Genomic DNA, 26244 nt, shown 5'->3' with positions numbered 1-26244 from the left:
AGCAATTATGAATGAGTAATAAGCGAGGTTGTTACCACCTTTATCCTAAAAAATCATTGCATATAAAAAAGCCAGGCTTAAAAAAACCTGGCTTTGACAAATAAACACACCACTAAGATTAATCTTTGTGTAGGTGAACATCCATTTGTGGGAAAGGAATATTTAATCCTTGTTTAGGGAATGTTTTGTATATGTTTTCATTCATATCAAAGAATACTCCCCAATAATCAGCAGCGTTAACCCATGCGCGAACCGTAAAGTTTACTGAGCTGTCTGCTAACTCTGCAACAGCAATAACGACAGGAGTATCTTGTAAGATACGAGTATCTGCATCGCAAAGAGCTTTAATTGCAGCACGAGCAACATCAAGGTCATCTCCATAAGCAACACCAACAGTCCAATCTACGCGACGTTTTGCTTCAGTTGAAAAGTTAACCATTGAACCAGAAGACAAAGCCGCATTAGGTAAAATGATTGTTTTGTTATCAGGTGTTTTTAAAATAGTATTAAAAATTTGGATTTCATTAACTGTACCAATATGGCCTTGTGCATTAATAACTTGACCAACTTTAAATGGTTTGAAGATTAATAACATCACACCACCAGCAAAATTTTGTAATGTACCTGAAAGTGCCATACCAACAGCTAAACCAGCAGCCGCTAAAATAGCAACAAACGATGTCATTTCAATGCTAAGCATACCTAATACAGAGATAACTAACATAACCTTAAGTAATGTACCCACTATACTGCATAGGAAAGGTTTTAGAGATACATCCATATTGCTTTTATCTAGTATTTTACTGAAAGCGTTGATCAAAACTTTGATTAACCAGCTACCAATAATCCAGACAACAATTGCACCGATTAATTTGGGACCGTATTCAAGCGCCATTGTTTGCGCCATAGTCATTACTTCTTCTGCAGTCATAATTTTATTCCTTTAGTTTTAAAATTGTATTTATTACTTGGTTTAACTATACAAAGTCTAAATTTATAGATAGTTATACCCGTACCAGTCCTTTGATTAATATTTGACCATTAAACAAGCTTCTATATTTTACATTAAATTTGTAGCGGATTAATACCGAAAGTTTATATTTAATTAAGAAATGAGGGAAATTGCACTTTAATAGGAATTAAAGGCACTTAGGAAAGCTATATTGCTAAAGACAACTCGGTAGATCGCTTTGGTTCAGTTTATATATCGATATTATAGGTTTATGCTAGATTACTAAAGGCACTATATACAAGATTACAGTTGTTATTACAGTCTCTTTTTACTTTATTATTTGACAATAAAATGAGGCTCGGTTTATTTTTATTGCTTAATTTGAGACTGTAATAAAAACGCTTTAACTGCTTTTGTAGACTGGTTTTTAATTAAGCCTAGATTCACATAATGAGGTATGTTAGTTAGTCATTTTTTAAATGTCTCGTGTTCATACCTTAATTGTTAATTTAAACAACAAGCCTTGCTCAATACCCTGTAAAAATTTTTTAGTGTAAGTTATTCGTTAACCATTGATTGTTTTAACCGTCTTAGTTTTATTCTGTGATTGTAGAAAAAGACAGGTAATAATGAGTACTATGCCAAACCATCCAATTAAAGAAATAGATTCTCCCACTATGAGAACAGCTAACACTGCCGCCACAACGGGTTCAAACAATGTTAACAGCGTTGCCTTGCTAGCTTGAACGTAACGCAAACCAAATCCAAAGGCTAGATACCCTATAAACATAGGTATAACGGCCATATAGCAAACCACTATAATATTCGTCATGTTTGAAAATAAATGCTCGCCGGTAAATAACAAAGAAGGAAGTAATATTAAGGCACTAAGCGCAAATAAACTGCCCATTGCAGATTCAGATTGAACCCCTTTTTCAATCATGGATCTGGCTACCCAAGAATATACAGCATAGGTAACCCCAGCGAGAATCCCGAGTATAATGCCTATCATTTTAATTGAATTAGCGTCATCTTGTAGAGAGCCCATATTCTCAGAATAGGTTAGTAAAATGATGCCTATTAAACCAATGACGACACTTAAAAGCCAACGATTATCTAGAGTCGATTTTTTGCTAAAAAGACGCTCAAGTAGAGCCGTTGCAAAAGGAGCGGAACCAATCGATACAACGGTGCCGATAGCCACACCCGCAAATTGCATCGAACTATAAAATGCAAGCGGGTACGTCGCGACAGCGAGTGCACCAATTATTAACTCTTTTTTTAGATGAACTAATTTCCCCGCATCACTAATCAACTTCTTTCTCGCCATGGTCGCAAGTAATACTCCACCTATGCCCATAGCAAAAGCGCCTATAGCTAAAGCACTCAATTGCGAAAAACTAGCGACGGTACCTGTTGTCCCCCACAATGCCGCTGCGAATAAAATAGCTGTTTGGCCTCTGATTCGATTACTGCTTGAAAGTCGTAATTTTGAAATTGTATTTACTGGCATTTTATAACTCGCTCGTTGATGGCATGGATAGAAAAGCCATTATAAATACAACAAAAATATTTACTTTGCATAAAAGACGCATTACTTGGTTAAAAGGGCGTACTTTCAATAGTTGGTCCGTTAATGAACCAAGAAAATTGTTAGCGTAAAAATAGACGCGGAGATAGTCCAAAATAGAGTGAAAATCGACGGCTAAACGCTGATAGGTCATTATAGCCCACTTGTTCTGCAATTATTTGGATAGGTAAATCAGTATGTGTGAGCAGTGCCTTCGCTTTTTGCATTCTTTTCTCAGTAATATATTTATGAGCGCTGATACCTAAGTTATCTTTAAACAACTTCTTAAATTGCGTCGGGCTCAGATAAGCTATTTGTGCAAGTGTCGAAATGGATAAATTATCTGCAATATTATCATTAATGAAAGCTTGCACTGCTCGTATTCGCTGTTGTACTTGCTGAGTGAGGGGGTGCTTGCATAGGAGGATATAAAAAAGCTGAAATATACCCTCTTCGATTGATTGATCAACCTGATATTCCAATTGGCTCTCTACAAAATGTAAGTAACTTCGTAAAGGTGGTGTAGTTGTAAAAACAACTTGTTCAGATTTCAGCAAACTACTGGGTAACGTCTGTAAATCTGCAACAATAAAACGAGCTGCTTCATTCGCACTAAAATGATGTTGTTTACCTACTTTAATAACTGCACATTCACCTACAGAGACTTTTCCGTTATAACCGTCAAGTTCTATATTAATCGTACCTTGTATTGGTAGCACTAATTGATGATAAGGATGAAAGTGACTTTCTGGTTGTTTTGTATAGGCGCGAATGCTTAAGCTATTTTTCATAGGTAACCAATGTGTTGTTTATTAATTGAGCCAGTTGATTAATTAAATCAATTAAACAGGCTCTATATATTGGCATTGTTTTTATATTGTAACGTCAATTTTTGATACCTATGTTGAATCATTTAAGTCCAAAATGAGAGATCAAACAATGCATGATAGGCAATATTTTTGTTATGTTATTGTAATACAAAAAGTGTTTTTATCATTAAACCTTGTGAACACAATATTGAACTATGGGCCCACGGTTAATTTGATAAAGTCGTTTTTGTTGACTTCAATAATATATTACCTTTTAAGTTTAGATGTTCGACAGATTATTTATACATGGAAGTATATTTGAAGTGTTTTTATCTAGTTGCAATAAATAATGTTCAGATAAATGTTTGGCATTTATTAAGCATTCAAAATAAGAAAACTTAAGCCAAAGCAATTAATCATGTTCAATCAGCAGATAGCAAATTAATTGATAACCTAGTGGCATACCTTTTTATATGAAAGATTAACTAAGTGAGTTCTGTATCTAATAGTCATTCGCTTAAAGTGATAAATCTTAATTTTTGCCTCATATGAAAGTGTTATGACTTGGTCAATTATTTTAAGCCGTACAATTGAACACCTGATAATTGAAATGGATTTTTATAATATATTAGGAGTTAACTATGCGTTCTAGTTTTAAGAAGAAGTTAGTATCAGCTTTGTGCTTTGTTTGGGCATCTTCAGCGTATTCAGCTGTAGAGTTTAAACTTGGCCACTTCGGTTCTGAAAATCATCCTTCACACATTGCCGCTATGCAATTTGCTGAGCAAGTTGAAGCGCGAACAAAAGGTGAAGTAAGCGTTGAGCTTTATCCTAATAATGCCCTAGGCAGCCCACCAGAAGTACTTGAACAGGTGGTTATGGGAGTTGTTGATATGAGCCTCTCTGGGCAAGATCAATTAGCTAAACATGTGCCTTTGTTCGACACCGTCAGTATTCCTTTTTCTCTTAGTAACTCTGCTCATGCAGACCGTGTTTTAGATGGACCATTTAAGGAGTGGGCAGCACCAGAACTTGAAAAGGTAGGGCTTGTTTACTTATCTAGTTGGGATTGGGGGTTCCGTCAGTTGACTAACTCTGTTCGTCCTATTTTGACACCTGCGGATGTTAAAGGACTAAAAATTCGCACTCCACCTGCAATGACCTATCAAGCTGCAATGCAAGCAATTGGTGCAAATGTACAAACCATTTCGTTTAGTGAACTTGTAATGGCAATGCGTCAAGGGGTTGTTGATGGGCAAGAAAATCCAATTGGTGTTATTTACAATTTGAAATTGTATGAATCACAAAAATTTATTTCAATTATTAATTACTTGTACAGTTCAATGGTTCACGTTGTTTCTCAAGACGCTTGGGACCGTTTAACTGCTGAGCAGCAAGTCATTGTTCGAGAAGAATCAGATTCCGCTCGTTTGTTAATGCGTAAATTAATGCGCGCGGAAGAGCTGAAACAAATTGAGGATATGCGTGCAAAAGGCATTGTAATTGATGAGCCTGATCTTGCTCCTTTCCAAGCAATGATGGGACCTGCCTATGAACAAATTAAAAAGAAAGTAGGTGTAGCTAATTTTGATAAATGGATTGAAATGACCAAATCAGTTAAATAGATCAAGATTTAGATGTTCCATGCTCTTTGATTTCGCCTTTTTAAGGCGAAATTTTATTTTTACAACAATTGAATAAATGATGTGTCAAAGGTTGGATAGAATTTTGACTAGCTAAAAATGAGTCGTATTTGAAGATTGTTAGCAATTCATAAATGTATTACACGATTTTAATAGCAAAGTGTTGAGTACAGCAAGCTAACATATATTTTGACCTAAAAACATGAACTTTATATTCCATTGTTTTACTGACAGGTAATAACTGGTATGTTGACCTTAGCGATATTCGGCGTTCTTATTTTCCTCCTCTTAATTAATGTGCCAGTTGTTGTTGCAATTGGCCTAACATCTGTAGCATTTTTTGTAGGACTTGGTGATGCTCGTTTACTCGCGATGCTCCCACATCGAATGTATTACGGAACAACTGGTTTTACACTACTGGCTATTCCATTTTTCATTTTAGCGGGAAATTTAATGAATACGGGCGGGATTACCGACCGTATATTCCGTTTTGCTCAATCCATGGTAGGACATATAGCAGGGGGAATTGGCCAAGTTAACATCGTTGCGAGTGTTATCTTTTCAGGTATGTCTGGTTCTGCAGTTGCAGATGCGGCCGGGCTTGGGCAGATAGAGCACAAAGCCATGGTTGACCAAGGTTATGACCCTGCTGACTCAGCAACTCTTGTTGCAGCTTCGTCCGTTATAGGGCCTGTTATACCTCCTAGTATTCCTTTTGTTTTATATGGATCTATTACCAGCGTATCTGTAGCGCGTCTATTCTTAGCTGGCTTTATTCCTGGTCTGTTGATGGCTATCGGCATGATGATTGCCTTGGGTATTTTAGCTAAACGCAGAAATTACCCTCGCGCCGAACATAAGGCTCCTTTTAAAGAACGCCTTGCTTCATTCAATGGTGCCTTTTGGCCCTTGATGGCCCCAGTCATCATCGTTGGTGGGATTATGAGTGGCTTTTTTACACCGACAGAAGCTTCGGTTGTTGTCTGTGTTTATGCCGCTTTACTTGGTTTTTATTACAAAGATTTAAAATTAAAAGCAATACCTGGGATCGTTTATAAATCAATTACTCAATCGGTCAGCTTGTTATTTATTATTTCATCGGCAAACTTTTTTGGATGGTTAATTATCCATCAAAAAATTCCAGATAGTGTTATTGAGACACTAGTTGGTTACGGTGCAACACAGTCAATTGTCATGTGGATTGTTATCGGTGTTGTATTAACCATGGGGCTATTTTTGGAAGGAAATGCCATCTTCTTGATCACGCTTCCATTGTTTATGCCAATAGCAACAATGTTTGATATAGACCTAGTTAATTTTGGTGTTGTAATGGTTTTATTGATCATGATTGGAAATTTAACGCCGCCGGTGGGAATGTGTTTATTTGCCGTAGATAGCTTCGCAAAAGTAGGGATGCCAGCTTTAGCTAAAAGGGTGTGGCCATATTTATTAATGATATTTTTAATTACGTTATTAATTGCGTTTGTACCAAGTATTTCGCTATTTTTACCTAATCTTATCATGGGAGAAATGTAATGATTCATTTACTAAAAACGCTTGATATGTGGGTTCAACGTATTCTTCGCTATATTGCGATGACTATGTTTACGGTACTGGCTCTTTTGTTGATCGCTAACATAGGGTTACGTTTGATTAACGATTTTGTTCAGTTTTCAATTGAGCATGGCATGGAAGGAATAGCCAATGTAATTCAAAGTATTGTTACAATTAACTCTTTCTATTGGTTTGATGAAGTGATCGAGTTGAGTTTTGCTGCACTTGTATTTTATGGTGCTGCTGCACTTTGGTGTGCAAAACTACACTTTTCCGTGGGTGATTGGATAAGCCCTAGAATCCAAAATGTTCGCTTGAAACACTTTTATACCTTATTGATCCTGTTAATTTCTGCTATTTTTATGGCAATTTTATTTTGGTATTCTCTGAAATTAACGTTAAAAACAAATCAGGTAACCACTGCATTTCAGATAAAACAGTGGATACTTTATTCGTGTATACCAATTTCTTCTGCAATTATGCTCACTTATTCAATTGCCGACGTTATTATTGCAACAAAAAGATGGATAAGAGGGACGGTTGAAGATTGATAACGGTTTGTATCTGCAACCGAAGTGACAATTGCAGCAATTTTCTGTCTTAAAAATAGTAGCTTATAAACAATAAAATAGTCTCTATAGCACGCAATTTTTTGCGTGCATAAGATATAACGTTAAGTGCAAGATCCTCTCGTTCAACATTCACCTTTTATGAATTTTTAACATTGTTTATTTCTCATTAACAATTACATCAACTTTATCATGGTAGTTTTTTTCATTAAGAGGGTACCTATTACCAAAATAGAGTGTGGTTTGTCCTTTCTTATGCGCCGTAATCTTACAAATTTCGCCACCAAATATCATTCCAGGCTCCCGAAATGGGATTAAACTTCTAGATGCTTCACAACTTATACTAGCAACGTCGGGAGAAGATGAGATTACCGAAGGGTAATATCCCCAGCGGCCTGGAAATCCATCACCAATTGCTAGTACTTCTTTAACCTCATCTTGGTGTAACTTTATAACCGAGATACCATTATCACTTTCAACTAATTCGGTATAACTATGTCTTTCTCCTGCACAACCTTGCAGCAAAAAGGAAAGAAAAAATACGTAAATTAACTGTTTCATAAACTATCCTTGTTATGTTTTGATTATGTTAATAATGATTTAATGCAACGAATATAGTCTGATTTTACATACTGCCAAGCAGTAAGTGTGTTACATGGCTCTAATCTAAAACAGATTAAATCGATATTTATCAAATGGAATGAGCAGGGCTTGACTGAAGTCAATCCTATCAATTAGTTACCATAAACATGGTCAATTACAAATGACATTGAGTTAATTGTTTATTTATCAGAGGCTTATTTTGTTTTCAATCACTTTCAATATTAGCGTCATTCTTTCAAATTTCAGTCTAGAATGACAATCTTCATATTCTCTACAAACTTTCTGCACATTTTATCTTTATAGTTTAGATATTCAAACCAAGTGGCTTTCAAAGCAGATCCTGCATATAGACAACATACCTTAAAGCTTATTGAAATTTAACAAAACATAAAGGAATACCACAACAATTCAACTTGTTAAAGTTTTTGTCCTTTATAAACTAGGAGAATAATATGAACAATAAAATAATGGGATTATTAAGTACGTTATTTGCTTTTAACTTTGTAGTAGCGACGCCTGCTATTGCAAACGAACAACGCCATGGTAGTAAAAATAACGAACCACAAAATGCTCAAAAATTTGAACATAAACCGGTGCAGATAGTAACTCAACGTCATAATCAACATCATCGCAACAGCAGTAATTACAATAACCAGTATCACAACAAAAATCGGCACAATGTAAAACTAAAGACGCATCGCAAACAAGTAGGGAGTTTTATTGAAATTAATACAAGCCATATACCATTGTTGTCTATTATTGTATCAAAGAATAAAATTATTAATCCTCAACATCATAGTGTTAAGCACCAAAAAAATAGACATAAACTTAATCAACATAAGAGAAAACAAGATAGCCATTACGGAGCTGTTAATTATTTAGCATTTGACCCGCGCAGATAGTTGGTTACTATCAAGTTTTAATTATTTTTGTGATTAATGCTGATTAAAAATCATTGATCATTAATGAGCATTATAAATTTGGATAGACAGGCTATAAAGGTTACTGTTTGGTTAGTATTTTAACAATGGAGGCTGGTTTATGGAAGAATCCAAGAAATACAATAGAGCAGTTATATTAAGTATTTTATTATTAGTGGTTGGTGAGGCTCTATTTTATATAGGTGTGAATTTTACATCACCCGATAGTACTGCACGTTATGCGTACGCGGTTTCGGGCTTATTAACTGTGCCCTTATCCTTTTTCTGGTCGATTTTTGCTTTCATGAATGCTAAAACTAAGAATACTAAACGCTTATCATTGATTGTAATCGCTTTGACGGGAACAATTCTAACGATTGGCTTGTTGAAAATATTTTAGTCTAAATAGAAAGTATCACTGAACTATCTCATCATCAAAGTACTGGAAACCAACTGGGTATACCCTATATCGAAATAAGCTAAGCTCAATAGAGACTTAAGCTGAGGTTTGCCTTAGGACCAGATCTTTGAGCGGTAATCATCAACGAAAAATACAGATAAACAAAATAAATTAACGTTGTAGCATTGAATCAAGATTAGTCAGCCAAATCATCTAAGAGAGAAATACTTGTTATCACTTTTACCGATCGATAATTCAGTTAATTGCTAGTAAGAAAAAAATATTACGAATGGCCTATGCGTTTTGTGTTAGCGACTGAAAAATGCATCTTGATTTTAAAGATTATTAATAAAAACGAACAAATTTTAGTTTTAACTGTCTAACGGGGAGCATAAATCAATGATGGTCATTTATCAGGAGCTAAATACTCTTAATGTTGTTTTTGATCTTACCTTGGAAGGTAAAAAAGAAAGGCAAAAAACGAACTTCATCTTTGACTAGAATTTAATCATAACCAACGGTATAAAAAACGTTAATAACAAATATAACAAAATAGGTAAAACAATGAAAATAAAGACTTTAATCTCACTTTCAATATTAATTTTAATAACAGGTTGTACATTAAGAGGCCCTTCAATAAAAGTCTCTGGTCCAGAAGTTATTGTTGATGATAGCGCAAACGGCAAGGTTTCTCAGAAGAATAAAGGCTCTTTTTGTCCGCCAGGCCAAGCTAAAAAAGGTAATTGCTAACTGATAGATTACTTAAGCAGTAAATCAAAAGGGAGGAGAGAAAATGTCCCTTTTTAAATTAAAGATAATCATATCAAAGCGGCTATTTATTTTCTTACCCTATTCATGTTGATTAAATTGTAGGAGGAACTTTGTCCCAATCATAAAAACTATTAATATAATCTTTAGTAGTGAAAATTGGTTCTGAAGTACATAAAACGGCTATTTATATCTCATAAATCTACTGAATGAGCATTTAATCCCTAATTAACACTGAAAGGGATACAACAGATACGTGCAATATCATCCTAAACAACACTGTCAATCCCCGACATGCCGTTTAGCGGTTAGGTATTTTCTCAACGATGCGACATAGCTTGTTAGACCTTCTGTTTTATAACAAGCATGGTATTTTTCAATATCACTTCTATTGACTAAAAGAGTGTGCATACCTAAGGATTTTGCAGTAGTAATACTTGCAACTTGTAGATCCTAAAAAGGGCTTCATTGGCTTTCAAACCAAAGTGTTCGCAGATAGTCTCAAATACATGCTAGCGAAGCTTTATTTTGAAACTGTTAGTGCCTCACTGAATACTTCATAAAAATCATATAAATTAATTTTTTAAGACTCTTGCTGCATAATCAACCACCGCTAGGTTTTGTGCGTAATTATTAAAGAAGAAAAGTCGACTGATAGTGCTTAGGCAAAACATGATCACCCGTGATCCGTCGATCTTACCTCATCAGCCCTAGAATGAAATAAAATCAAAAGGCTTAATTGCACATGATTACCCGCTCCAGTTTATCAAAACTCTGTTTTCCAACTCCTTGAAACGCTATCAATCGTTGATAAATGTACTGAATAAAAATTAGTCAAAGCGTTTGTGTGACCTAATATAATTTAATGATCTGGCGAATTCAAAGTATAGATCTTGTCGTTACTTTAGGCCTTATTAGCTTTGCTAATCACAATGTCATCTACGCATTGCTATTAAAAATATCAAAGTCGTCTGTTAGATGAGTAACACCGCTTAATCGACTATTTTTTCAAATTGCTGATTTTTAGGAATATATACAACTACTTTAATGTGAATATTACTCGTTAAGTTATTAAACAACTAAAAACTAGATTTGAGATATTCAATAACATACTATGCGAATAGTTATCATTTACAATAAAGGAAGGTTAGTATTAGTATGGAAAAAAGATTAAAGAGCGTTCTTATATTGAGCACAGTAGTTTCATTAACTACGGCTTGCGACGATAACTCTATAGATAAAGTCGAAGTGTTAGCACCAATTTCGATTGGTCAGTTAGAAGTGCCTGTTTCAGGTCTAAAATATGAAACTCAAACTATCACAGGAATAACCGATGAAACTGGTTCATTTGAATATCGAAATGGAGAAACGATCACTTTTAGTTTGGGGCAATATAGCCTGACAGATGTTGAGACAAATGCCAATATTAAACTAGCTTCTCTGGTCGGAGAGGAAAGATACCAAGAAACTCAAAGTGTTAAATTATTGAAGGCGATGATCGCTCTTGATCAAGATAACGACGTATATAATGGGTTAGCTTTAGATACTTCTGATTTGAATGAAATAAACACAAAGTTTACAGATATTACTGACCGTGAATATACAGATATTACCAATACGCTAGGAGATGCAAAAGTTTATGCATATTTAAAATGGATGAATTTTGATCGCAATATCATCTTGTCTGCCGGTAACCACCATACACTCGGTTTATCAGCACAAGGTAAACCTTTCAGTTTCGGTGAAAACTATGCTGGCATTGTTTACGCTGAATCTCCAAGTCATTATTGCGGTAGCGAGCTACGTTTTAAGTTAGGTCGTGAATCTGATATGGATTTAGAACCCGGTACAGAACTTAATGAGGACGGGAAAGACACCTTAACTGAAGCAGAGAATCAATGTTATATCGAAGGAAATATTAAGCGTCAATATGGGTTATATAATGCCGCCTCAGGTTGGATGACATTGAGTGATGAATCATTAAATTTTAAAAGTGTTTCAACTGATCAGGTTGATGGTGCTTTAGTAACAACCGAGGGCAGATTATTTGTTTTCGGTCCGAATTTTAGTGGTGAACTAGGGACAGGTAATAAAAACCCTGTAACTACAACTATTGAAGTGACATTACCTAATGGAGAATTAGCGGTTTATGCAACTTCAGGAAGTAATAGTAGTTTCGTGGTAACACGTTCTGGGAAACTTTATTCCGCGGGAGATAATGGCAATTTGCAACTAGGGCGACTTGAAGATTCCACTGATGATCAAAGCACCTTTGGTTTAGTGCTTATACCGGCAGATGAGGTTGTGGTCGATGTTGCAATACGTGATATGCATGTTTATGCATTGACAGATCAAGGTGATGTCTATTCTTGGGGTAATAACACTAGCGGTGGTGAACTTGGAGACGGTTCTATTAGTGTTGACCGTTCTACACCTGTAAAAATTCTTGAGGGAAAAGATATCATTGCTATTGAAGCGGGAGCTGATTTTGGTCTAGCCGTTGATAATGCAGGTATCGTTTATGGTTGGGGCAATAATAGCTATGGTGCATTAGCACAAGGTACGTCGACTAGTACTGGTTTTGTCTATAAAGTATCGGATATTGCAAATATCTTGCTACCTGAAGTAATAGCTAACTTATCGACAGGATCTGCAGCGATGGGGGATGATCGACTGATTAGTTTCCAAGGTGGTAGTCGTAATGCACAGGGCTTAAGTTTGAAAGGGGATGTTTATTCTTGGGGAGATATGGGAGCGGGTTACATGGCGAATGGCTACGAAACTGATGTTAGTGGTATTGAACGTCAACTTGCTATTGAACCAGTTAAAGTAGCTGCCTTAGATGAGCTCTTTATTACTTCTTTAAGCGCTAATACATCAAGTCACTTTGCGGTTACAGATCAGAATATTGTCTATGCTTGGGGATCAACTAGCGATGGCAGATTATCAGCAGTACAAGATGTATGTGCATCAACCAATGCGACGTTATATGGTGAAGAAGCCTCAGCTTCGGTTTGTTACACTCCTATTGAAGTCACAGTGACACCAAGTGTAAATTGATTTTTATTGAGTCGTCACATTTTAATGAGTTCCCACGGATCTTTATTTGAATCACCGTGGGAACTCATGTTAGTTTTTACTGAGTCGCTATATCTTTCTGCGTGCAAAATCGAGGCGATCTAAAGGAAGGGCCCATAAATATTAAAATTTATTCAGCAGTTTCTTTTGCTAATTCAATGTAGATTTTACGTAACTTATTTGCAACTATCCCAGGAGTACCTGTTCCAATTGTTCTGCCATCAATTTCAACAACAGGCCAAACAAAAGTCGTTGCTGAACTGACAAAAGCTTCACTTGCTTGATGTGCTTCTGTAACGCTGAAAAGGCGTTCCTCAATAGTGATTTTCTCTTTTTTGGCAAGCGTTAATAAAGCTTTACGGGTAATGCCATGCAAAATATCATTGCTTAATGGACGAGTGACCAAAACACCTTCTTGCGTAACGATATAAGCATTATTCGAACTACCTTCGGTTATGTAACCATCTTCAACAAGCCATGCGTCGTCAACTTTTGCATCGGTTGCTGCTTTCTTTGCCATACAAGGTGCAAGTAAACAAACGGTTTTAATATCACGACGTTTCCAGCGAATATCTTCGATGGTAATCACTTTCATGCCTTTAACCGCTTTTGGCGTATCTAGCAATGAGCGCGCTTGTGTGAATAAAACTAATGTTGGTTTGACACCCGCTGGATAATCAAAATCACGGTCACCAGCAGAGCCTCGGCTTACTTGTAAATAAATACCACCTTCATTGAGATTGTTTTTTACGATTAAGCTTTTTTGAATTTTGGTGATTTCTTCAGTGGTAACGGGTAATGAAATCTGTAATTCATTACATGAACGTTGCAAACGAACCATATGCCCATCGTTATCAACTAACTTGCCATCAAGGACTGCTGTCACTTCATAAACAGCATCGCCAAATAAAAAACCACGATCGAAAATAGAAACTTTTGCTTCACTTTCGTTAATAAATTGACCATCTAAGTAGACGATACGTTCCATCATTTATACCTCGTTAGGTAGCAACAGTTTTATTATTGCTCTTGTCGTAAAACAGTTGCTATTGTCATAAAATAAAGTGGGAAATTATCCCCACAGTTCAACATCACAAACGTGCATTGAACTCGCAGTGAAAGTAAAAGGAAACTCTCTATCTTTAGCCAGTAGCAGTGGGCCATCCAAATCGACAACATCCACACCTTGTGCAACAATAAATGCAGGCGCCATCGCTAAAGAGGTGGCAAGCATACAGCCAACCATTACCTGTAGGTTTGCTTGTTGCGCTGCTTTTTTAAGTTCGAGTGCTTCAGTCAAGCCACCGGTTTTATCCAGTTTTATGTTAATCATGTCATAACGGCCGATGATTTTTGGCAAGCTTGTTCTGTCGTGGCAAGATTCATCGGCGCATAATGTAATGGGTCTGGGCAGATATTCCAATGCAGCATCATTATCCGCAGGAAAAGGTTGCTCAATCATTTCAACACCGAGTTTGACCAATTCTGGAACAATTTCTAAATACAATGCTTCGTCCCAACCTTCATTGGCATCAACAATAATACGTGCCTTTGGTGATCCTTCTCGAACGGCGGTCACACGTGCAATATCTCCTTCGCCCGCCAATTTAAGTTTTAATAGTGGACGATGGGCATTCTCGATTGCGGCTTTCTTCATGCACTCTGGTGTATCAAGTGAAAGTGTGAAAGCAGTGAGTAATGATAAAGGTTGCGTCACAGGTATGTGCTGCCAAATACGTTGCCCTTGTTGTTTACATGCTAAATCCCAATAAGCACAATCTAAAGCATTACGAGCAGCGCCTGCTGGTAATAAAGATTGTATTTGCTCACGGGTTAAACCAGATTCAATCTTAGCGACCAAGGTTTCAAGTTCAGCGAGTACCGATTCGATCGACTCACCATAGCGAGCATAGGGAACACATTCCCCACGACCGACATATTCACCTTGCTGTAGTTCGACGACAACTACATTGGCATGGGTTCTACTGCCTCGAGATATGGTAAAAGTACCGCGAATAAGGAAGCTCTGGCTAACAAGTTTAACCTTCATATTAAACCCCCTAGATTGCTTTTAATTTTTCTACAATACGAGAAACACCTTCACGGAAAGGGTCAACAGCAGGTAAAGCAAATTTAGCTTCAATGTCTGTTAAGTATTTTTCAGCTTCAGCTTCTGACAAATTGGAAGTGTTTACAGAGATACCAACAAATTGAGCATCGGGGTTGGTAATACGTGCAAAAGTAAGGTTGAGATCCATACAGGTTTTTAGGTCAGGTAAAGGATATGTTGGTAAACCGCGCATATGTTCTCGTGTAGGTTCGTGACATAAAATCAATGCATCAGCTTGTGAGCCGTGAATTAAACCTGCTGTAACACCTGAGAATGAAGCATGAAATAATGAACCTTGACCTTCAATAACATCCCAATGATCTGGAGTATTATCTGGCGCAATAGTTTCTACCGCGCCAGCAATAAAGTCAGCCACCACAGCGTCAATACTCACGCCAGATCCACTAATAAGAATACCTGTTTGACCCGTCGCTCTAAAACTTGCATTCATATTTTGTGCAAGCATCTCTTTTTCAAGTGCTAAAGCGGTATACATTTTACCTACTGAGCAGTCAGTGCCGACTTGAAGTACGCGCTTACCTGTTCGTTTTAAACCACTTGCCACGGGGAATGTTTGTGTTGGGAAGCGAACATCAAACAATTCACGGCCTAAGCTATCTGCTAATGCTTTAAGTATTGGAATATCGTTTAACTTGTTGTGCAGGCCTGCTGCTAGGTCAAAACCTGCTTCAAGTGCTTGCGTCAAAATTGAAATCCATTGCTCAGAGATGATACCGCCACGGTTAGCAACGCCAATAACTAATGTTTTAACGCCAGCTGCTTTCGCTTGTGCAATATCCATATCCGTCAAACCACAATCAGCAACACATGATTCCATGCGAAATTGACCAGCACAATATTCTGGATGCCATTGGCTAATTCCCTGAGCAACTTTTGCTGCAAGAGGATCTTGTGCATCACCTAAAAATAGTAAATAAGGTTTTTTGATTTCCATTTTTTTGATTCCTATTGGTAGTAAAACTAACCTCATTGGTTAATGTTTAGTTGCTCATTGAAACGACCTAATATTAAACTTATCATTAGTCAGTTAAATTTAATACAGCACCTTTTGTGCCATAAATAAATATTAATTAACTTCTACTCTGTAAAAATAAGAGAAATTTTTAGTAGGAAAAACAAGAGAATAAATACAACAGAAGAAAAAACTGTTAATCAAAAATATAATCACCATAGTGGTTTTTAATGTTATTTTTTTCGATATTTTTAGTGTTTAATACTGGAACGTATTTCTCGATTTGTAGTTGAAAAAAGTAAATTTTGTTAACTTAAGGTTTAATATTATTGTTTGATTATGCGAATATTTTTTAAAAAAGTTATTTTTCGCACCATTTTTGATCTTTTGGGCTATTTTGGTGCATTGGATTTAGGGTTGATTAATTTGTAAATGTGTCATTGTAAACTTAATAACTTGCATTTTATTATCCGAATCTGCTGCTACTGTACGGTAATAAAGAGAAGTTAAGTTGTTTAAATAAAAGTATTTGGTTTAGGAGCGAGTATTTATGGTATATGGGGAGGTTATGCTGCAGGAAAAAATAGGTTTAGTGCTTTTAATAGTGCTTTATTTAACTGGTTTAATGGTGTGCTTTTATAAAAGGAATTGACATCAAAACAGTCTGAACAGGTTCATGTTTAACCTTTAGCTCGAACCTTTTAAAACTAGCTTTTAAATGATATCTGGTTTTATTTTGTTTGGTGTCACAGCAAAAGCTTGAATCCAATTTATAGTGCATATGTCATAATGTGTTCACCATCATAGCCCACGTATTTATAACATATCCAAACAACACTATTTCAAGCCATTGGAAGTAGGGAGTAACAGAGAAATAGGAGCTCTAATATGTCACAAAATTATGTTCACCGATTAAATGTCGTTTTATTTAGTGTGAAAGCATTACGTTGGCTTTTAATCTTGGCGACTCTTCTCTTTTTACTCGGTTTATTTCTGCCCATGATCACCATTTCTAAGTTTATGGTTATAAATAACTCCATTTCGATTATCTCTGGTTTAGCCGAACTGGTTAGTCAGGGACAAATTTTAATTTTTTTGATTGTCGGTATCTTCAGTGTGGTATTGCCTATCTGTAAAATTGGATTTCTATTTCTATTATTACAATCGAATATAACCTCTACCAAACAATACAAGAAATTACTTTACTTGATGCACGAATATGGAAGGTGGACGATGTTGGATGTGATGGTGGTGGCTATGTTGATTGTCACGGTAAAGTTAGGTGTTATTGCCAGTATCCAAGTGCATGCGGGCCTTTATTTATTTGGTATTGCAGTACTGTTGTTAATGTTTATCACCAGTAACGTGTCTAAATTAAAACTAAAAAAAACAGACGATGAAAACGGAATATAGCGTGATGACTATATTATTAAGGAATAAATAATCATAAAGATAGGCAAGATTCAAGAAAGTCTAACTCAGCAACCACCTACTTTTGTAGGAGGTTGTTGAGTTTATAAACTTGTAGGTAGTTAATTAATAACAGTAACCGAAGAGGGGCATTTATGTTTCTACTTACAAGTTTAGAGGAAAAGATGCTGCTGAATGTTCAATCTTTCCACATGCTCTTTGCGCTACTTCTAAATACCCAGTAAGCAGCAGACTTTAAGTAATTTTTCCGCACCAGGCCCCATAAATGCATCGGTAATGTTACTCTGCACAAATAATCCGTTCGCGGGCTAAATCATAACACCAGTTATAAATAATGGCATACACTAAGAAGAAAACTACCACGCCAATATCCATTATAAATACAGTCCAAAAATCTAATTGCAGTACCCACATCATTAATGGCAGTGTCACAATAATCATTCCAAATTCAAAACCAATACCATGACTAATACGCATTTGAAATGAACGCTCTATACGATTTTGTCCGAACAGTTGGTCGAATACTAAGTTATAAATATAATTCCAAACCATTGCCAACACTGATAAACCTATTGCCAATCCGGTAACTGATGCGATCCCTGTATCGGTAAATACTAAGGCGGCAGTTATTACAAAAAATAAGGCTATCGCTTCAAATAATATACTGTGTAAAATTCGTTCTTTAGTTTTCATATCAATCTCGTTATGTTTTAGTTTGGTTGTCATTAATTTGTTGTAAGTCTTAACTAAGTAGTGGTTAGCTACTTATTGGTTGTTATAATAATCATTAATTTTGAAAGAATATAGTTAGTTACTATCAGGAAAAGTGATATGTATAATTTAGAACAGTTAAGAATGTTTGTTGAAACCGCACAGTCAGGTTCATTCTCTGCCTGTGCTCGTCAGTTGGGGAAAGTGCAATCTGCTGTCAGTCAGGGTATCGCAAATCTAGAAGTCGAGCTCAATACTACCTTGTTCGATCGCACCAGTCGTAAACCTTCACTAACCCCTCAAGGAGAAAGGCTATTACCTTTTGCTATCGCAATTCTTCAGCAAACTTATGAGCTCGATTCTGTCAATAATGCGTTAAATTTATCTCATGAAACAAATATAAAAATGGCGGTTGATGATTCATTATTGCCAATGACAGCAAGCCTACTTAGTGAGTTTTCAACTAATTTCCCTGGGACAGCATTAGAACTGTATGGAGTATCCACCTCTGACGTTTTAGACCTAGTACAAACTGGGCGAGCCGATTTGGGGTTAATGTTCTCTAGTAGTAATTTTCCGCAACAAGTGGATTTATGTTATATCGGTAGTTTGCCGTTTAATGGTGTTGTGAGCCCTACACATTCACTGGCAAGTTTAGATGTGGTGACGGTTTCAGATTTGATCCCTCATCGTCAACTATTGAACCGTGGGCTCGAAGGTCAGGCCGCAGCGCAATGCCCAATCATCTCTTCACATATTTGGCGGGGTAATACATTTAACGCAGTTAATACCATGGTAATGGAAGGACTAGGGTGGAGTTATATACCCGCTTATATGGCGAAACAATATGAATCTCAAGGGAAGATGGTCAGAATGAAGCTAAGTTTTGATCATAAACCTTGGCCTGTGCAGATTGAACGGGTAATGACCAAACAAAAGGAAAGAGGGCCTGCGTTACAATGGTTGGCAGAGGCTGTCACACAATTGCTAGATAACTAACGTGATGCCAAATCAGTAAATTACTGTGATCATTTAATTTCAACTGGATAAGTGTCTTTGGTATGTTGATGGCATTCAAGTTGTAAATTGTCATTCATAGAGGTAATTGGAGATAATTATATATAACAAAGACAACTGCATATCACAAAGACTACTGGGTATCATAAGGACAATTTAGGCTGTATAAAATCTATAAATGCCGATATACGTCTAGCTACAGAAGATGATTTATAAAACACAGCATTAATCTGTTCTCGCTCGGTATTGATTAGCTTTCCATGCTCTAATAACGGTATTAATCTACCCGCAGCGATATCGTTTTTGACCATAAAACCGGATAAGCAAGCAATGCCATTCCCTGAAAGGGCGAGTTGACGTACTGTTTCACCGTTACTGGCTGTCAATGAAGGGGTAATATAATCGCTTCCAGCAAGCGGCCAACGGTTTAATACTTTGGCGCCCGTAAAACCAATCAATTGATGACCTGTTAATTCACTGTGTTGTTTTGGTAAACCTCTTTTCGCCAAATATTCTGGTGATGCCACGATATATAATAAACTTTTTCCTAGCGGCCTCGCATACAAGGTTGAGTCACTTAATTTACCAATACGGATGGCCACGTCAGTTCTTTTTTCTAACAGATCTACAACCCCCTCATTGGAGGTGATCTCTAATTGAATATCAGGAAATGCTTTATTAAAAGAGTGGATTAAAGGTACCAGTTGATGCAAAACAAAAGGGCTGGCTGCATCAACACGTAATTTCCCAGCGGGCAACTCTCCTCGAGCGACGAGATCTTCTTCTGCATGCTGAATTTGTAATAACCCAATACGAACCGAGTCAACAAACTGTCTGCCTTCATCGGTTAACTCAACACGACGTGTGGTGCGATTTAAAATAGTAACAGCAAGCTGTTTTTCTATTTTACTGACAGCACGAGAGACTTTAGCAACTTGAATATCCAGAGCCTCTGCCGCAGCAGAAAAACCGCCACTGTCGATCACTGCCAATAAAATCTGTAAGTCATCTGAACGAGTCAGCATGTTGTTATCCCTTCTTATATTTGCAATTTTTACAAAAGTAATTTGTTAATAATACCATTTGTTACAAAATAAAACTAAACAATAATGCTTTCCAAACAAAACACCCATTTAATTTATTGTAAACAGAGAAAGAGGAAAAATTATGCCTTTAGCATTATTTGCATTGACGCTTAGCGCCTTTGCTATAGGAACAACCGAATTTGTTATTGTTGGGTTAATACCAACAATGGCGCAAGATTTGAATGTATCGTTGCCATCTGCGGGTCTGTTAGTCAGCCTTTATGCATTAGGGGTTGCCGTTGGAGCACCGGTATTAACTGCATTAACAGGTAAGTGGAATAGAATGCACGTATTACTGGCTGTGATGGCACTTTTTGTCGCAGGTAACTTACTGGCATGGCAACCCCAGGTTATGAAACATTAATTGGCGCTCGACTATTAACTGGTTTAGCGCATGGTGTTTTCTTTTCTATTGGCACCACCATTGCGACTGGGTTAGTTTCAAAAGAGAAAGCCGCGAGTGCGATTGCCATTATGTTTACAGGTTTAACTGTGGCATTGGTAACGGGAGTACCGCTGGGGACATATATTGGCCAAACCTTTGGCTGGCAAGCAACGTTTTTAGTGGTGGCACTGTTAGGTTTAATTGCACTCATTGGTAGCGCATTGTTAGTGCCAAATAACTTAAAGCAAGCAACAGCAAGCAAGATTTCTACACAATTAAAAGTCCTTTCAGAGCCTCGCTTACTGTTGGTGTATGCCATCACAGCGATTGGTTATGGTGGTTCATTCATCGCATTTACTTATTTGGCGCCTATTCTGGAGCAAATCTCAGGCTTTGACTCAAGTGCGATCAGTTTGATTATGCTGGTTTATGGTGTTTCTGTTGCAGTTGGTAATATCTGGGGCGGAAAAATGGCAGATAAAATGGGGCCAATTAAAGCGCTTTCCATTATTTTTACAGGACTTGCGACGGTGTTGCTAGTATTCAGTGTTACGGCGGTTAATCCAGTTGCTGCTGTGGTCACTATTTTAGTGTGGGGCGCTTTTGCGTTTGGTAATGTCCCAGGTTTACAAGTTTACGTTGTCAAACTAGCCGAACAACACACACCTAATGCAGTGGATGTTGCATCTGGTCTTAACATTGCTGCATTTAATGTCGGTATTGCACTAGGTGCTTGGGGTGGTGGTTTAATCGTTGAAAGTGCAGGCCTTATGAATACACCTTGGGTGGGGGCGATTGTGGTTTTATTGGCGTTAGTATTAACCCGCTTTAGTGGCAGTTTAGACAAAAAAGCAGAGCAGAAAGCTTTGTTAGTACAAACTGCTTAAGCGCCTTTAGCTTAATAAGAATAAGAAGAAGTGGTAACGATAAGGTGCCACTTCTTTTTGCTTTTAGGCGATTCTCCATCTCTGTTATATTTTTGAAAGCCTAAATCAGAAAGCCCTAGCGGCTAGTTATAAGAAAGCTCTCACGGCATAGCATAACGTTGTCATCAGTGTTCGTATGAGACATCAATGTCTCTTTATCTGTTTTGGTAAACAGTGCTTAGTTATTAGAAGCTGTGTTTTCGAAATTTGATACTAAGAAATCTATTAAAGCGCTTATGGTGGCACTTTGCAGTTTATTTGAAGGGTAAATAACATTTAACGGTAAGGGGGCAGCAGCAAAATCGTTGAGCACCTCTAGCAAATTACCATTCGCTAAATCTTCTCGCACATAAAGTTCTGGAAGCATAGCTAATCCTAAGCCTGCTTTTGCAAAGGATAAAATACAAGCCGATTCATTAGTTTCTATATCACCTTTTACTTTTATGCTTTTAATTTGATGGTCAATCTTGTACGACCAACGTTTGGGATTTGCATGTCCAGTATTCACAATACAATTATGTTGATAGATCTCTTTTGGGTCGTTCAGTGATGGGCTCTTTTTTAAATAATCACTACTGGCCACGGTTTTAAAGGCAATCTCACCGATTTTACGCGCGTAAAAACTAGAGTCAGATAAATGCCCAGCCCTTATTGCAATATCGAAACCTTCCTCAATAAGATCTACTTTTCGGTTCATCAAGGTTAAAGCAATATTCACATCAGGATGTTGGGCTTTAAATTTCAATAACAGTTTCGGAACAATAAGGTTACCAATCATCATCGGCGCGGTAATTTTTACTTTTCCCGTCAGTTGCGATTGATCTTCTTTTAATGCTTGCAACGCTTCTATTTGGCTAGAGATATCCGCCATTTTATCCAGATATTGTCTACCATTATCAGTCAGGTGTAATGAGCGAGTAGTACGATAAATCAATCTTACCCCGAGCCATTTTTCCAATTCACTAACTTGGCGACTGACCGCCGACGGCACAAGGTTTAAGTGATTTGCTGCCCGTGTGAAGCTCTGATCTTCAACTACCTGTTGAAAAATTTTAATCGATTTGACGATATCCACGTTTTGTAATTCCCATACGGCACTATTAATCAGAATTTATCACAAGTGAATTCATATTGGTGATATTTTTTAATGTAATGATTAGGCGTAGCATCCAATTCAACATAGCGACTTAATAAATATAAATTACATCATAACGATAACAATCAGAGGTAAAACATATGAAAGTAGTATTAGTTGGCGCAACGGGCACAATTGGGAAAGCGATAGTTAATGAATTAAAAGATCATGACGTGATCCGTGTTGGTTTCAAAGGCGGTGATTACCAAGTTAATATTGAAGATCGCAGTACTATTGAAGCGCTTTTTAAAGAAATAGGTACGGTTGATGCCATTATTTCTACCACTGGCCTAATCGCATTTGCACCGGTAAAGGAACTTGCTTATCAAGATATTAAACAATCTTTAGATAATAAGGTGATGGGTAATATTAATTTATTCCAAATAGGTAAAGAGTACCTTCGCGAAGGCGGTAGCTTTACATTTTCATCTGGTTACCTTGCACAAAATCCAATGGCTGGTGGTGCTGCGGTGAGTATGGTTAATGCAGCACTAGATTCATTTGCAAAAGCGGCCGCTTTTGAATTAGGTATGAGTCTTCGTGTCAATACGGTTAGCCCTCGCTTTGTTAAAGAGACGATGGAGTTAATGGGCATGGACAGTAGCGATGGAATTTCAGCCGCAGGTACAGCAAAAGCGTATAGACATGCAATACAGAGCAAAGAGACAGGGCAAGCATTCGATGTTGTAGATTATCTATAACAAGTGATAAAAGTAAGCTCCAATAGAGTTGGAGCTTATAATATATCCTGTATTTAACTATTTTAACGACAGCTCTCTGTCTACTTAACAACCTATCTAGACGTTTAATTTCAACGATAGCTATGTAATTAACTATCGCCTACCAGTCCAGTAGAGCCATTACAGTAATACGCTGTTTGTAAAATGTGTACCTGATTACGTCCTACTAACCTTTAGATAACTTATTAGCTAATTAATCATTTCACCAAAAGATAATTATTTCGTAAAAAAAGAGAAGAAATACAACCTATTAGAATATAGCGATGCTATGGTGATTGAATAGCGGTTACATTGTGATGTCTAATGATTGCGTATTGATGGCATGCACAAGTAGTTGATAGATGGAGAAATAAATGCACATCCCAAAGGTTGGATTTAATCACAATAAAACGCAGCAAGCTGAGTTTGAAATATTTGAACTTGAATCGCTTTATCAACGTAACTTTGAACTTGCCACTCATCATCCTGAGCATCCCCATCGTATAAGCTTTTTTAATCTTATTTATATCGAGGAAGGAAGCGGCACGCATATGGTCGATTTTAAAGAGTATCCATTGTCTCCTGGGTCGTTTATTTTTATTCAGCGGGAGCAAGTGCATGCCTTTGATTTTGTCTGCAAAGTAAAGGGAAAGATTATACTTTTTACCCAGTCATTCTTAGATCAGGTGCATGCTAATATGCGTTTGCCGAATTACACGCCGACGCACCTTAATAGCCAACACACACCATTAATCAAGCTGGATAAAGAAAATAATCAGCGCTGCCAGACATTAATCAATGAGATGATTAAAGAAAATCTTCATGCTCAATCTGACCCTTTGATTCTTATGTACCTCTTCTCTACGCTTTCACTGATGCTGCATCGCTTAAGGCCAGAACTGCGTCCCGATGTGCTATCACAGGGGCAAAGTATTAAATTTGCTCGGTTTTTGGATCTGCTGTTTATTCATTTTAATAAGATAAGAGATGGCAACTGGTACGCCAGTCAGATTAATACCACCTATAAAACCTTGAATCAAATCTGTAAGCTGGCAACCAATCTCACTGCTAAACAGCTTATCGACTCCTACACCATTATTGAGATAAAACGCTGTTTAGTTGTCAGTAGCATAACATCTCAACAAGTTGCTTATGATTTTGGCTTTGAGGATGCCAGCAACTTTGTTAAGTACTTCAAGAAACAGGTCGGGTTGACACCAAGTCAATTTCAGAAAAAATATCTGAAACCCGTGTTGTAAGAATAGGCGAGTTGTTGTTTTAGAGCATCTGAAAAGTTAACTTTACACTATTATCTCGTATTGCATATTAATGAAGTAGAAGTTAATTCATTTGGTGAAAGTGTTTGCCAGCGTTAGCGTACTTCATCTTCAACGCCATTACTTGCTGCGGGTTGGTTAAACAATGAACCTACTTCTAAAGCGGAATAGGCTACCGTGATTGCTATTATGTATTGCTAATTGGCGTTAACGAGTAGTCGATATATCTCGGTTTATGCGTGTTATTAATGAATCTATTGCTCCTAAAGTCAATAATAAAGAGGGGCATGTGGGTCTCGAAAGGGCGTTTCAAGCCGTAAATGTTGTTACTGATTGATTTATTTCGACTTTAATTCTATTCGTGCAAAAATAACCACAAGTGTAAAGTCTCTGAATACACTTCTACTTAGGAGTGAGTTCACTGTGTTGCTTTTAAATAAGAGCACAGTGATAAGTATTGTGGTCGTCCTTATTTCTATTGATTTTGTGCAATTTCAATTCACTCTCGTGTGTTGAAGCAATTATTAATAGTTTGGCTATGACGATTTTGAAAACTCTTGAAGTGCTTTGAACGCTGCATCTGCTTTGTTTTTTTGAACAAAGATGTGATCGTGATAGTAACCTGCTATTACGTTAGCACTGATACCATATGAGGCAAGTTTATTTGCAAAAGCTGCTGTTAACCCTACGGCCTCAAGGCTGGAATGTACGGATAAGGTGATCAGGCTGAATACAGCATCAAAATCTAACTTAGCTTCCGTCGCTTTATGCTCTTCCAAAACCAGAGTTAAACCTTCCTTTTCATGAAAAGTTGCTATTGGTTGTAAGGGTAAATAATCTAATAATGCTCCGTTCACTGTGCAAAATACGTAGTTTCCTTCAATAAGCTCTGGTGACATAGATTTTAATAGAATGTCCAAGTCTGTAATAGCAGCCATGATTGTTATCCTTAAATAGTAGCATTTTGTTGTTTTTTAAAAAAACTACAATAAACATTAACTGTGCATAAGTAAAATTAACAATATTAATCTATTATCAGTAAAGCTAATGAGATAATTGTGTATTTGATGCTTATGTTGAGTAGATTAGTAGATTAGTAGATTAATAAGCATTAATCATGCTTTTAGGTAGAGGGGGCCCGAAACTTTAGACTTAAACTATGGTCTCCTAATGAGTGACCGAAACTTTATGTAACCCACACATCACCTTGACCAAGTCACTTTGTGACCACTAGGGACTTAGTTTTCTAATTACCTTATAATTTTAGAATTAATAATAAAGTAACTACTCAGCACCTAATTCACATTTTTGATAGTTTATAGAAGATCAAAAAGGATCAACTTGATTGATCCTTTTTAGTCGTTACTCTAACTACTTTCTTCCTATTCCTATGATGAGGCAAAATGAAAGTAAGTGGTCTCGATATTGAGAGTAATGTCGAAAAGATAAAACAACAGATAGAAGCCGATAAAACATTATCGCCTTCTATGCGCACAACGTTAGATTTATTACTGCTTATCGTTAATTTGCTTTGTCAGCGTCTCGGCCTCAACAGTCGTAATAGTAGTAAGCCACCATCAAGTGACCCTAATAGAGAAAAGTCCCCAAA

At 36.9% G+C, this 26244-nt stretch carries 23 protein-coding genes and 1 pseudogene; 13 read left to right on the top strand and 11 right to left on the bottom strand.

Annotation, left to right across the window (positions count from 1 at the left end; genetic code table 11):
- Nucleotides 1–118: 118 nt before the first annotated feature.
- From H592_RS0108780 to H592_RS0108770, 3 genes are all read right to left on the bottom strand, one after another.
- Nucleotides 119–931, bottom strand: coding sequence for a mechanosensitive ion channel family protein (locus tag H592_RS0108780; protein WP_051369097.1), 813 nt, complete (start codon nucleotides 929–931; stop codon nucleotides 119–121).
- 586 nt (nucleotides 932–1517) lie between these two features.
- Nucleotides 1518–2465, bottom strand: coding sequence for a DMT family transporter (locus tag H592_RS0108775; protein ID WP_211235644.1), 948 nt, complete (start codon nucleotides 2463–2465; stop codon nucleotides 1518–1520).
- A 140-nt stretch (nucleotides 2466–2605) separates the two neighbouring features.
- Complete coding sequence (locus H592_RS0108770; RefSeq protein ID WP_028868446.1) at nucleotides 2606–3313, bottom strand: AraC family transcriptional regulator; 708 nt, start codon at nucleotides 3311–3313, stop codon at nucleotides 2606–2608.
- Nucleotides 3314–3972: 659 nt separating this feature from the next.
- Between H592_RS0108770 and H592_RS21865 the strand changes: the two genes are divergently transcribed.
- From H592_RS21865 to H592_RS0108755, 3 genes are all read left to right on the top strand, one after another.
- On the top strand, nucleotides 3973–4956 hold the full coding sequence (locus H592_RS21865) for a TRAP transporter substrate-binding protein (protein ID WP_037071402.1): 984 nt from the start codon (nucleotides 3973–3975) through the stop codon (nucleotides 4954–4956).
- Between the two features lie 264 nt (nucleotides 4957–5220).
- Complete coding sequence (locus H592_RS0108760) at nucleotides 5221–6510, top strand: TRAP transporter large permease (RefSeq protein ID WP_028868445.1); 1290 nt, start codon at nucleotides 5221–5223, stop codon at nucleotides 6508–6510.
- Nucleotides 6510–7079 carry a TRAP transporter small permease gene (locus H592_RS0108755; RefSeq protein WP_028868444.1) on the top strand — a complete coding sequence of 190 codons (570 nt, stop codon included), beginning with the start codon at nucleotides 6510–6512 and terminating at the stop codon, nucleotides 7077–7079. The genes H592_RS0108760 and H592_RS0108755 overlap by 1 nt, the downstream gene beginning before the upstream one ends.
- Before the next feature lie 177 nt (nucleotides 7080–7256).
- Here the strand turns inward: H592_RS0108755 and H592_RS0108750 are convergent, their stop codons facing one another.
- Nucleotides 7257–7658: a hypothetical protein gene (locus H592_RS0108750; RefSeq protein ID WP_028868443.1), complete on the bottom strand. Its 402-nt coding sequence runs from the start codon at nucleotides 7656–7658 to the stop codon at nucleotides 7257–7259.
- 494 nt (nucleotides 7659–8152) lie between these two features.
- Here H592_RS0108750 and H592_RS0108745 point away from each other — a divergent pair, with 494 nt between their 5' ends.
- The 4 genes from H592_RS0108745 to H592_RS21860 all read left to right on the top strand — a co-directional run bounded on the left by H592_RS0108745 (nucleotide 8153) and on the right by H592_RS21860 (nucleotide 12848).
- Entirely contained in the window at nucleotides 8153–8602 is a 450-nt protein-coding gene (locus H592_RS0108745; RefSeq protein ID WP_028868442.1) for a hypothetical protein, read from the top strand.
- Between the two features lie 139 nt (nucleotides 8603–8741).
- Nucleotides 8742–9020, top strand: coding sequence for a hypothetical protein (locus H592_RS0108740; protein ID WP_028868441.1), 279 nt, complete (start codon nucleotides 8742–8744; stop codon nucleotides 9018–9020).
- A 564-nt stretch (nucleotides 9021–9584) separates the two neighbouring features.
- Nucleotides 9585–9770, top strand: coding sequence for a hypothetical protein (locus H592_RS23595; RefSeq protein ID WP_084296244.1), 186 nt, complete (start codon nucleotides 9585–9587; stop codon nucleotides 9768–9770).
- Nucleotides 9771–10976: 1206 nt separating this feature from the next.
- Entirely contained in the window at nucleotides 10977–12848 is a 1872-nt protein-coding gene (locus H592_RS21860; RefSeq protein WP_169727646.1) for an RCC1 domain-containing protein, read from the top strand.
- Nucleotides 12849–12996: 148 nt separating this feature from the next.
- Here the strand turns inward: H592_RS21860 and H592_RS0108720 are convergent, their stop codons facing one another.
- The 3 genes from H592_RS0108720 to dgcN form a co-directional block, all read right to left on the bottom strand.
- Nucleotides 12997–13857 (bottom strand): D-amino-acid transaminase, encoded by an 861-nt coding sequence (locus H592_RS0108720; RefSeq protein WP_211235643.1) that lies wholly within the window; start codon nucleotides 13855–13857, stop codon nucleotides 12997–12999.
- Nucleotides 13858–13938: 81 nt separating this feature from the next.
- Nucleotides 13939–14916, bottom strand: coding sequence for an N-acetyl-D-Glu racemase DgcA (gene dgcA / locus H592_RS0108715; RefSeq protein WP_028868438.1), 978 nt, complete (start codon nucleotides 14914–14916; stop codon nucleotides 13939–13941).
- A gap of 10 nt (nucleotides 14917–14926) precedes the next feature.
- On the bottom strand, nucleotides 14927–15931 hold the full coding sequence (gene dgcN / locus H592_RS0108710; RefSeq protein WP_028868437.1) for an N-acetyltransferase DgcN: 1005 nt from the start codon (nucleotides 15929–15931) through the stop codon (nucleotides 14927–14929).
- 906 nt (nucleotides 15932–16837) lie between these two features.
- Here dgcN and H592_RS0108700 point away from each other — a divergent pair.
- Nucleotides 16838–17362 (top strand): paraquat-inducible protein A, encoded by a 525-nt coding sequence (locus H592_RS0108700; protein ID WP_084296243.1) that lies wholly within the window; start codon nucleotides 16838–16840, stop codon nucleotides 17360–17362.
- A gap of 297 nt (nucleotides 17363–17659) precedes the next feature.
- Here the strand turns inward: H592_RS0108700 and H592_RS0108695 are convergent, their stop codons facing one another.
- Nucleotides 17660–18073, bottom strand: a complete 414-nt coding sequence (locus H592_RS0108695; protein WP_028868435.1) for a PACE efflux transporter — start codon at nucleotides 18071–18073, stop codon at nucleotides 17660–17662.
- 138 nt (nucleotides 18074–18211) lie between these two features.
- On the opposite strand from H592_RS0108695, the gene H592_RS0108690 reads away from it, so the two are divergent.
- On the top strand, nucleotides 18212–19090 hold the full coding sequence (locus H592_RS0108690; RefSeq protein WP_028868434.1) for a LysR family transcriptional regulator: 879 nt from the start codon (nucleotides 18212–18214) through the stop codon (nucleotides 19088–19090).
- 161 nt (nucleotides 19091–19251) lie between these two features.
- Here the strand turns inward: H592_RS0108690 and H592_RS0108685 are convergent, their stop codons facing one another.
- Nucleotides 19252–20133 carry a LysR family transcriptional regulator gene (locus tag H592_RS0108685; protein WP_028868433.1) on the bottom strand — a complete coding sequence of 294 codons (882 nt, stop codon included), beginning with the start codon at nucleotides 20131–20133 and terminating at the stop codon, nucleotides 19252–19254.
- 142 nt (nucleotides 20134–20275) lie between these two features.
- Between H592_RS0108685 and H592_RS21855 the strand changes: the two are divergent.
- A pseudogene (locus tag H592_RS21855) lies at nucleotides 20276–21465 on the top strand (MFS transporter).
- A 217-nt stretch (nucleotides 21466–21682) separates the two neighbouring features.
- On the opposite strand, the gene H592_RS0108675 reads toward H592_RS21855, so the two are convergent.
- Entirely contained in the window at nucleotides 21683–22579 is an 897-nt protein-coding gene (locus H592_RS0108675; RefSeq protein ID WP_028868432.1) for a LysR family transcriptional regulator, read from the bottom strand.
- 161 nt (nucleotides 22580–22740) lie between these two features.
- On the opposite strand from H592_RS0108675, the gene H592_RS0108670 reads away from it, so the two are divergent.
- On the top strand, nucleotides 22741–23340 hold the full coding sequence (locus H592_RS0108670) for a short chain dehydrogenase (protein WP_028868431.1): 600 nt from the start codon (nucleotides 22741–22743) through the stop codon (nucleotides 23338–23340).
- Between the two features lie 392 nt (nucleotides 23341–23732).
- Entirely contained in the window at nucleotides 23733–24617 is an 885-nt protein-coding gene (locus tag H592_RS0108665; RefSeq protein ID WP_028868430.1) for an AraC family transcriptional regulator, read from the top strand.
- A gap of 554 nt (nucleotides 24618–25171) precedes the next feature.
- Here the strand turns inward: H592_RS0108665 and H592_RS0108660 are convergent.
- Complete coding sequence (locus H592_RS0108660; RefSeq protein ID WP_028868429.1) at nucleotides 25172–25573, bottom strand: ACT domain-containing protein; 402 nt, start codon at nucleotides 25571–25573, stop codon at nucleotides 25172–25174.
- A 465-nt stretch (nucleotides 25574–26038) separates the two neighbouring features.
- On the opposite strand from H592_RS0108660, the gene H592_RS21850 reads away from it, so the two are divergent.
- A partial coding sequence (locus tag H592_RS21850) for a DUF6444 domain-containing protein (RefSeq protein ID WP_037071393.1) occupies nucleotides 26039–26244 on the top strand: 206 nt, incomplete at its 3' end.

Origin of the sequence: Psychromonas arctica DSM 14288, from assembly GCF_000482725.1 — a bacterium.
Lineage (GTDB): Bacteria > Pseudomonadota > Gammaproteobacteria > Enterobacterales > Psychromonadaceae > Psychromonas > Psychromonas arctica.
This window is presented reverse-complemented; position numbering and strand designations above follow the sequence as displayed.

What these genes read in the sequence shown, in the direction of transcription:
- H592_RS0108780 (WP_051369097.1), bottom strand. Translation starts at nt 931, where the DNA reads ATGACTGCAGAAGAAGTAATGACTATGGCGCAAACAATGGCGCTTGAA.
- H592_RS0108775 (WP_211235644.1), bottom strand. Translation starts at nt 2,465, where the DNA reads ATGCCAGTAAATACAATTTCAAAATTACGACTTTCAAGCAGTAATCGA.
- H592_RS0108770 (WP_028868446.1), bottom strand. Translation starts at nt 3,313, where the DNA reads ATGAAAAATAGCTTAAGCATTCGCGCCTATACAAAACAACCAGAAAGT.
- H592_RS21865 (WP_037071402.1), top strand. Translation starts at nt 3,973, where the DNA reads ATGCGTTCTAGTTTTAAGAAGAAGTTAGTATCAGCTTTGTGCTTTGTT.
- H592_RS0108760 (WP_028868445.1), top strand. Translation starts at nt 5,221, where the DNA reads ATGTTGACCTTAGCGATATTCGGCGTTCTTATTTTCCTCCTCTTAATT.
- H592_RS0108755 (WP_028868444.1), top strand. Translation starts at nt 6,510, where the DNA reads ATGATTCATTTACTAAAAACGCTTGATATGTGGGTTCAACGTATTCTT.
- H592_RS0108750 (WP_028868443.1), bottom strand. Translation starts at nt 7,658, where the DNA reads ATGAAACAGTTAATTTACGTATTTTTTCTTTCCTTTTTGCTGCAAGGT.
- H592_RS0108745 (WP_028868442.1), top strand. Translation starts at nt 8,153, where the DNA reads ATGAACAATAAAATAATGGGATTATTAAGTACGTTATTTGCTTTTAAC.
- H592_RS0108740 (WP_028868441.1), top strand. Translation starts at nt 8,742, where the DNA reads ATGGAAGAATCCAAGAAATACAATAGAGCAGTTATATTAAGTATTTTA.
- H592_RS23595 (WP_084296244.1), top strand. Translation starts at nt 9,585, where the DNA reads ATGAAAATAAAGACTTTAATCTCACTTTCAATATTAATTTTAATAACA.
- H592_RS0108720 (WP_211235643.1), bottom strand. Translation starts at nt 13,857, where the DNA reads ATGATGGAACGTATCGTCTACTTAGATGGTCAATTTATTAACGAAAGT.
- dgcA (WP_028868438.1), bottom strand. Translation starts at nt 14,916, where the DNA reads ATGAAGGTTAAACTTGTTAGCCAGAGCTTCCTTATTCGCGGTACTTTT.
- dgcN (WP_028868437.1), bottom strand. Translation starts at nt 15,931, where the DNA reads ATGGAAATCAAAAAACCTTATTTACTATTTTTAGGTGATGCACAAGAT.
- H592_RS0108700 (WP_084296243.1), top strand. Translation starts at nt 16,838, where the DNA reads ATGTCACAAAATTATGTTCACCGATTAAATGTCGTTTTATTTAGTGTG.
- H592_RS0108695 (WP_028868435.1), bottom strand. Translation starts at nt 18,073, where the DNA reads ATGAAAACTAAAGAACGAATTTTACACAGTATATTATTTGAAGCGATA.
- H592_RS0108690 (WP_028868434.1), top strand. Translation starts at nt 18,212, where the DNA reads ATGTATAATTTAGAACAGTTAAGAATGTTTGTTGAAACCGCACAGTCA.
- H592_RS0108685 (WP_028868433.1), bottom strand. Translation starts at nt 20,133, where the DNA reads ATGCTGACTCGTTCAGATGACTTACAGATTTTATTGGCAGTGATCGAC.
- H592_RS0108670 (WP_028868431.1), top strand. Translation starts at nt 22,741, where the DNA reads ATGAAAGTAGTATTAGTTGGCGCAACGGGCACAATTGGGAAAGCGATA.
- H592_RS0108665 (WP_028868430.1), top strand. Translation starts at nt 23,733, where the DNA reads ATGCACATCCCAAAGGTTGGATTTAATCACAATAAAACGCAGCAAGCT.
- H592_RS0108660 (WP_028868429.1), bottom strand. Translation starts at nt 25,573, where the DNA reads ATGGCTGCTATTACAGACTTGGACATTCTATTAAAATCTATGTCACCA.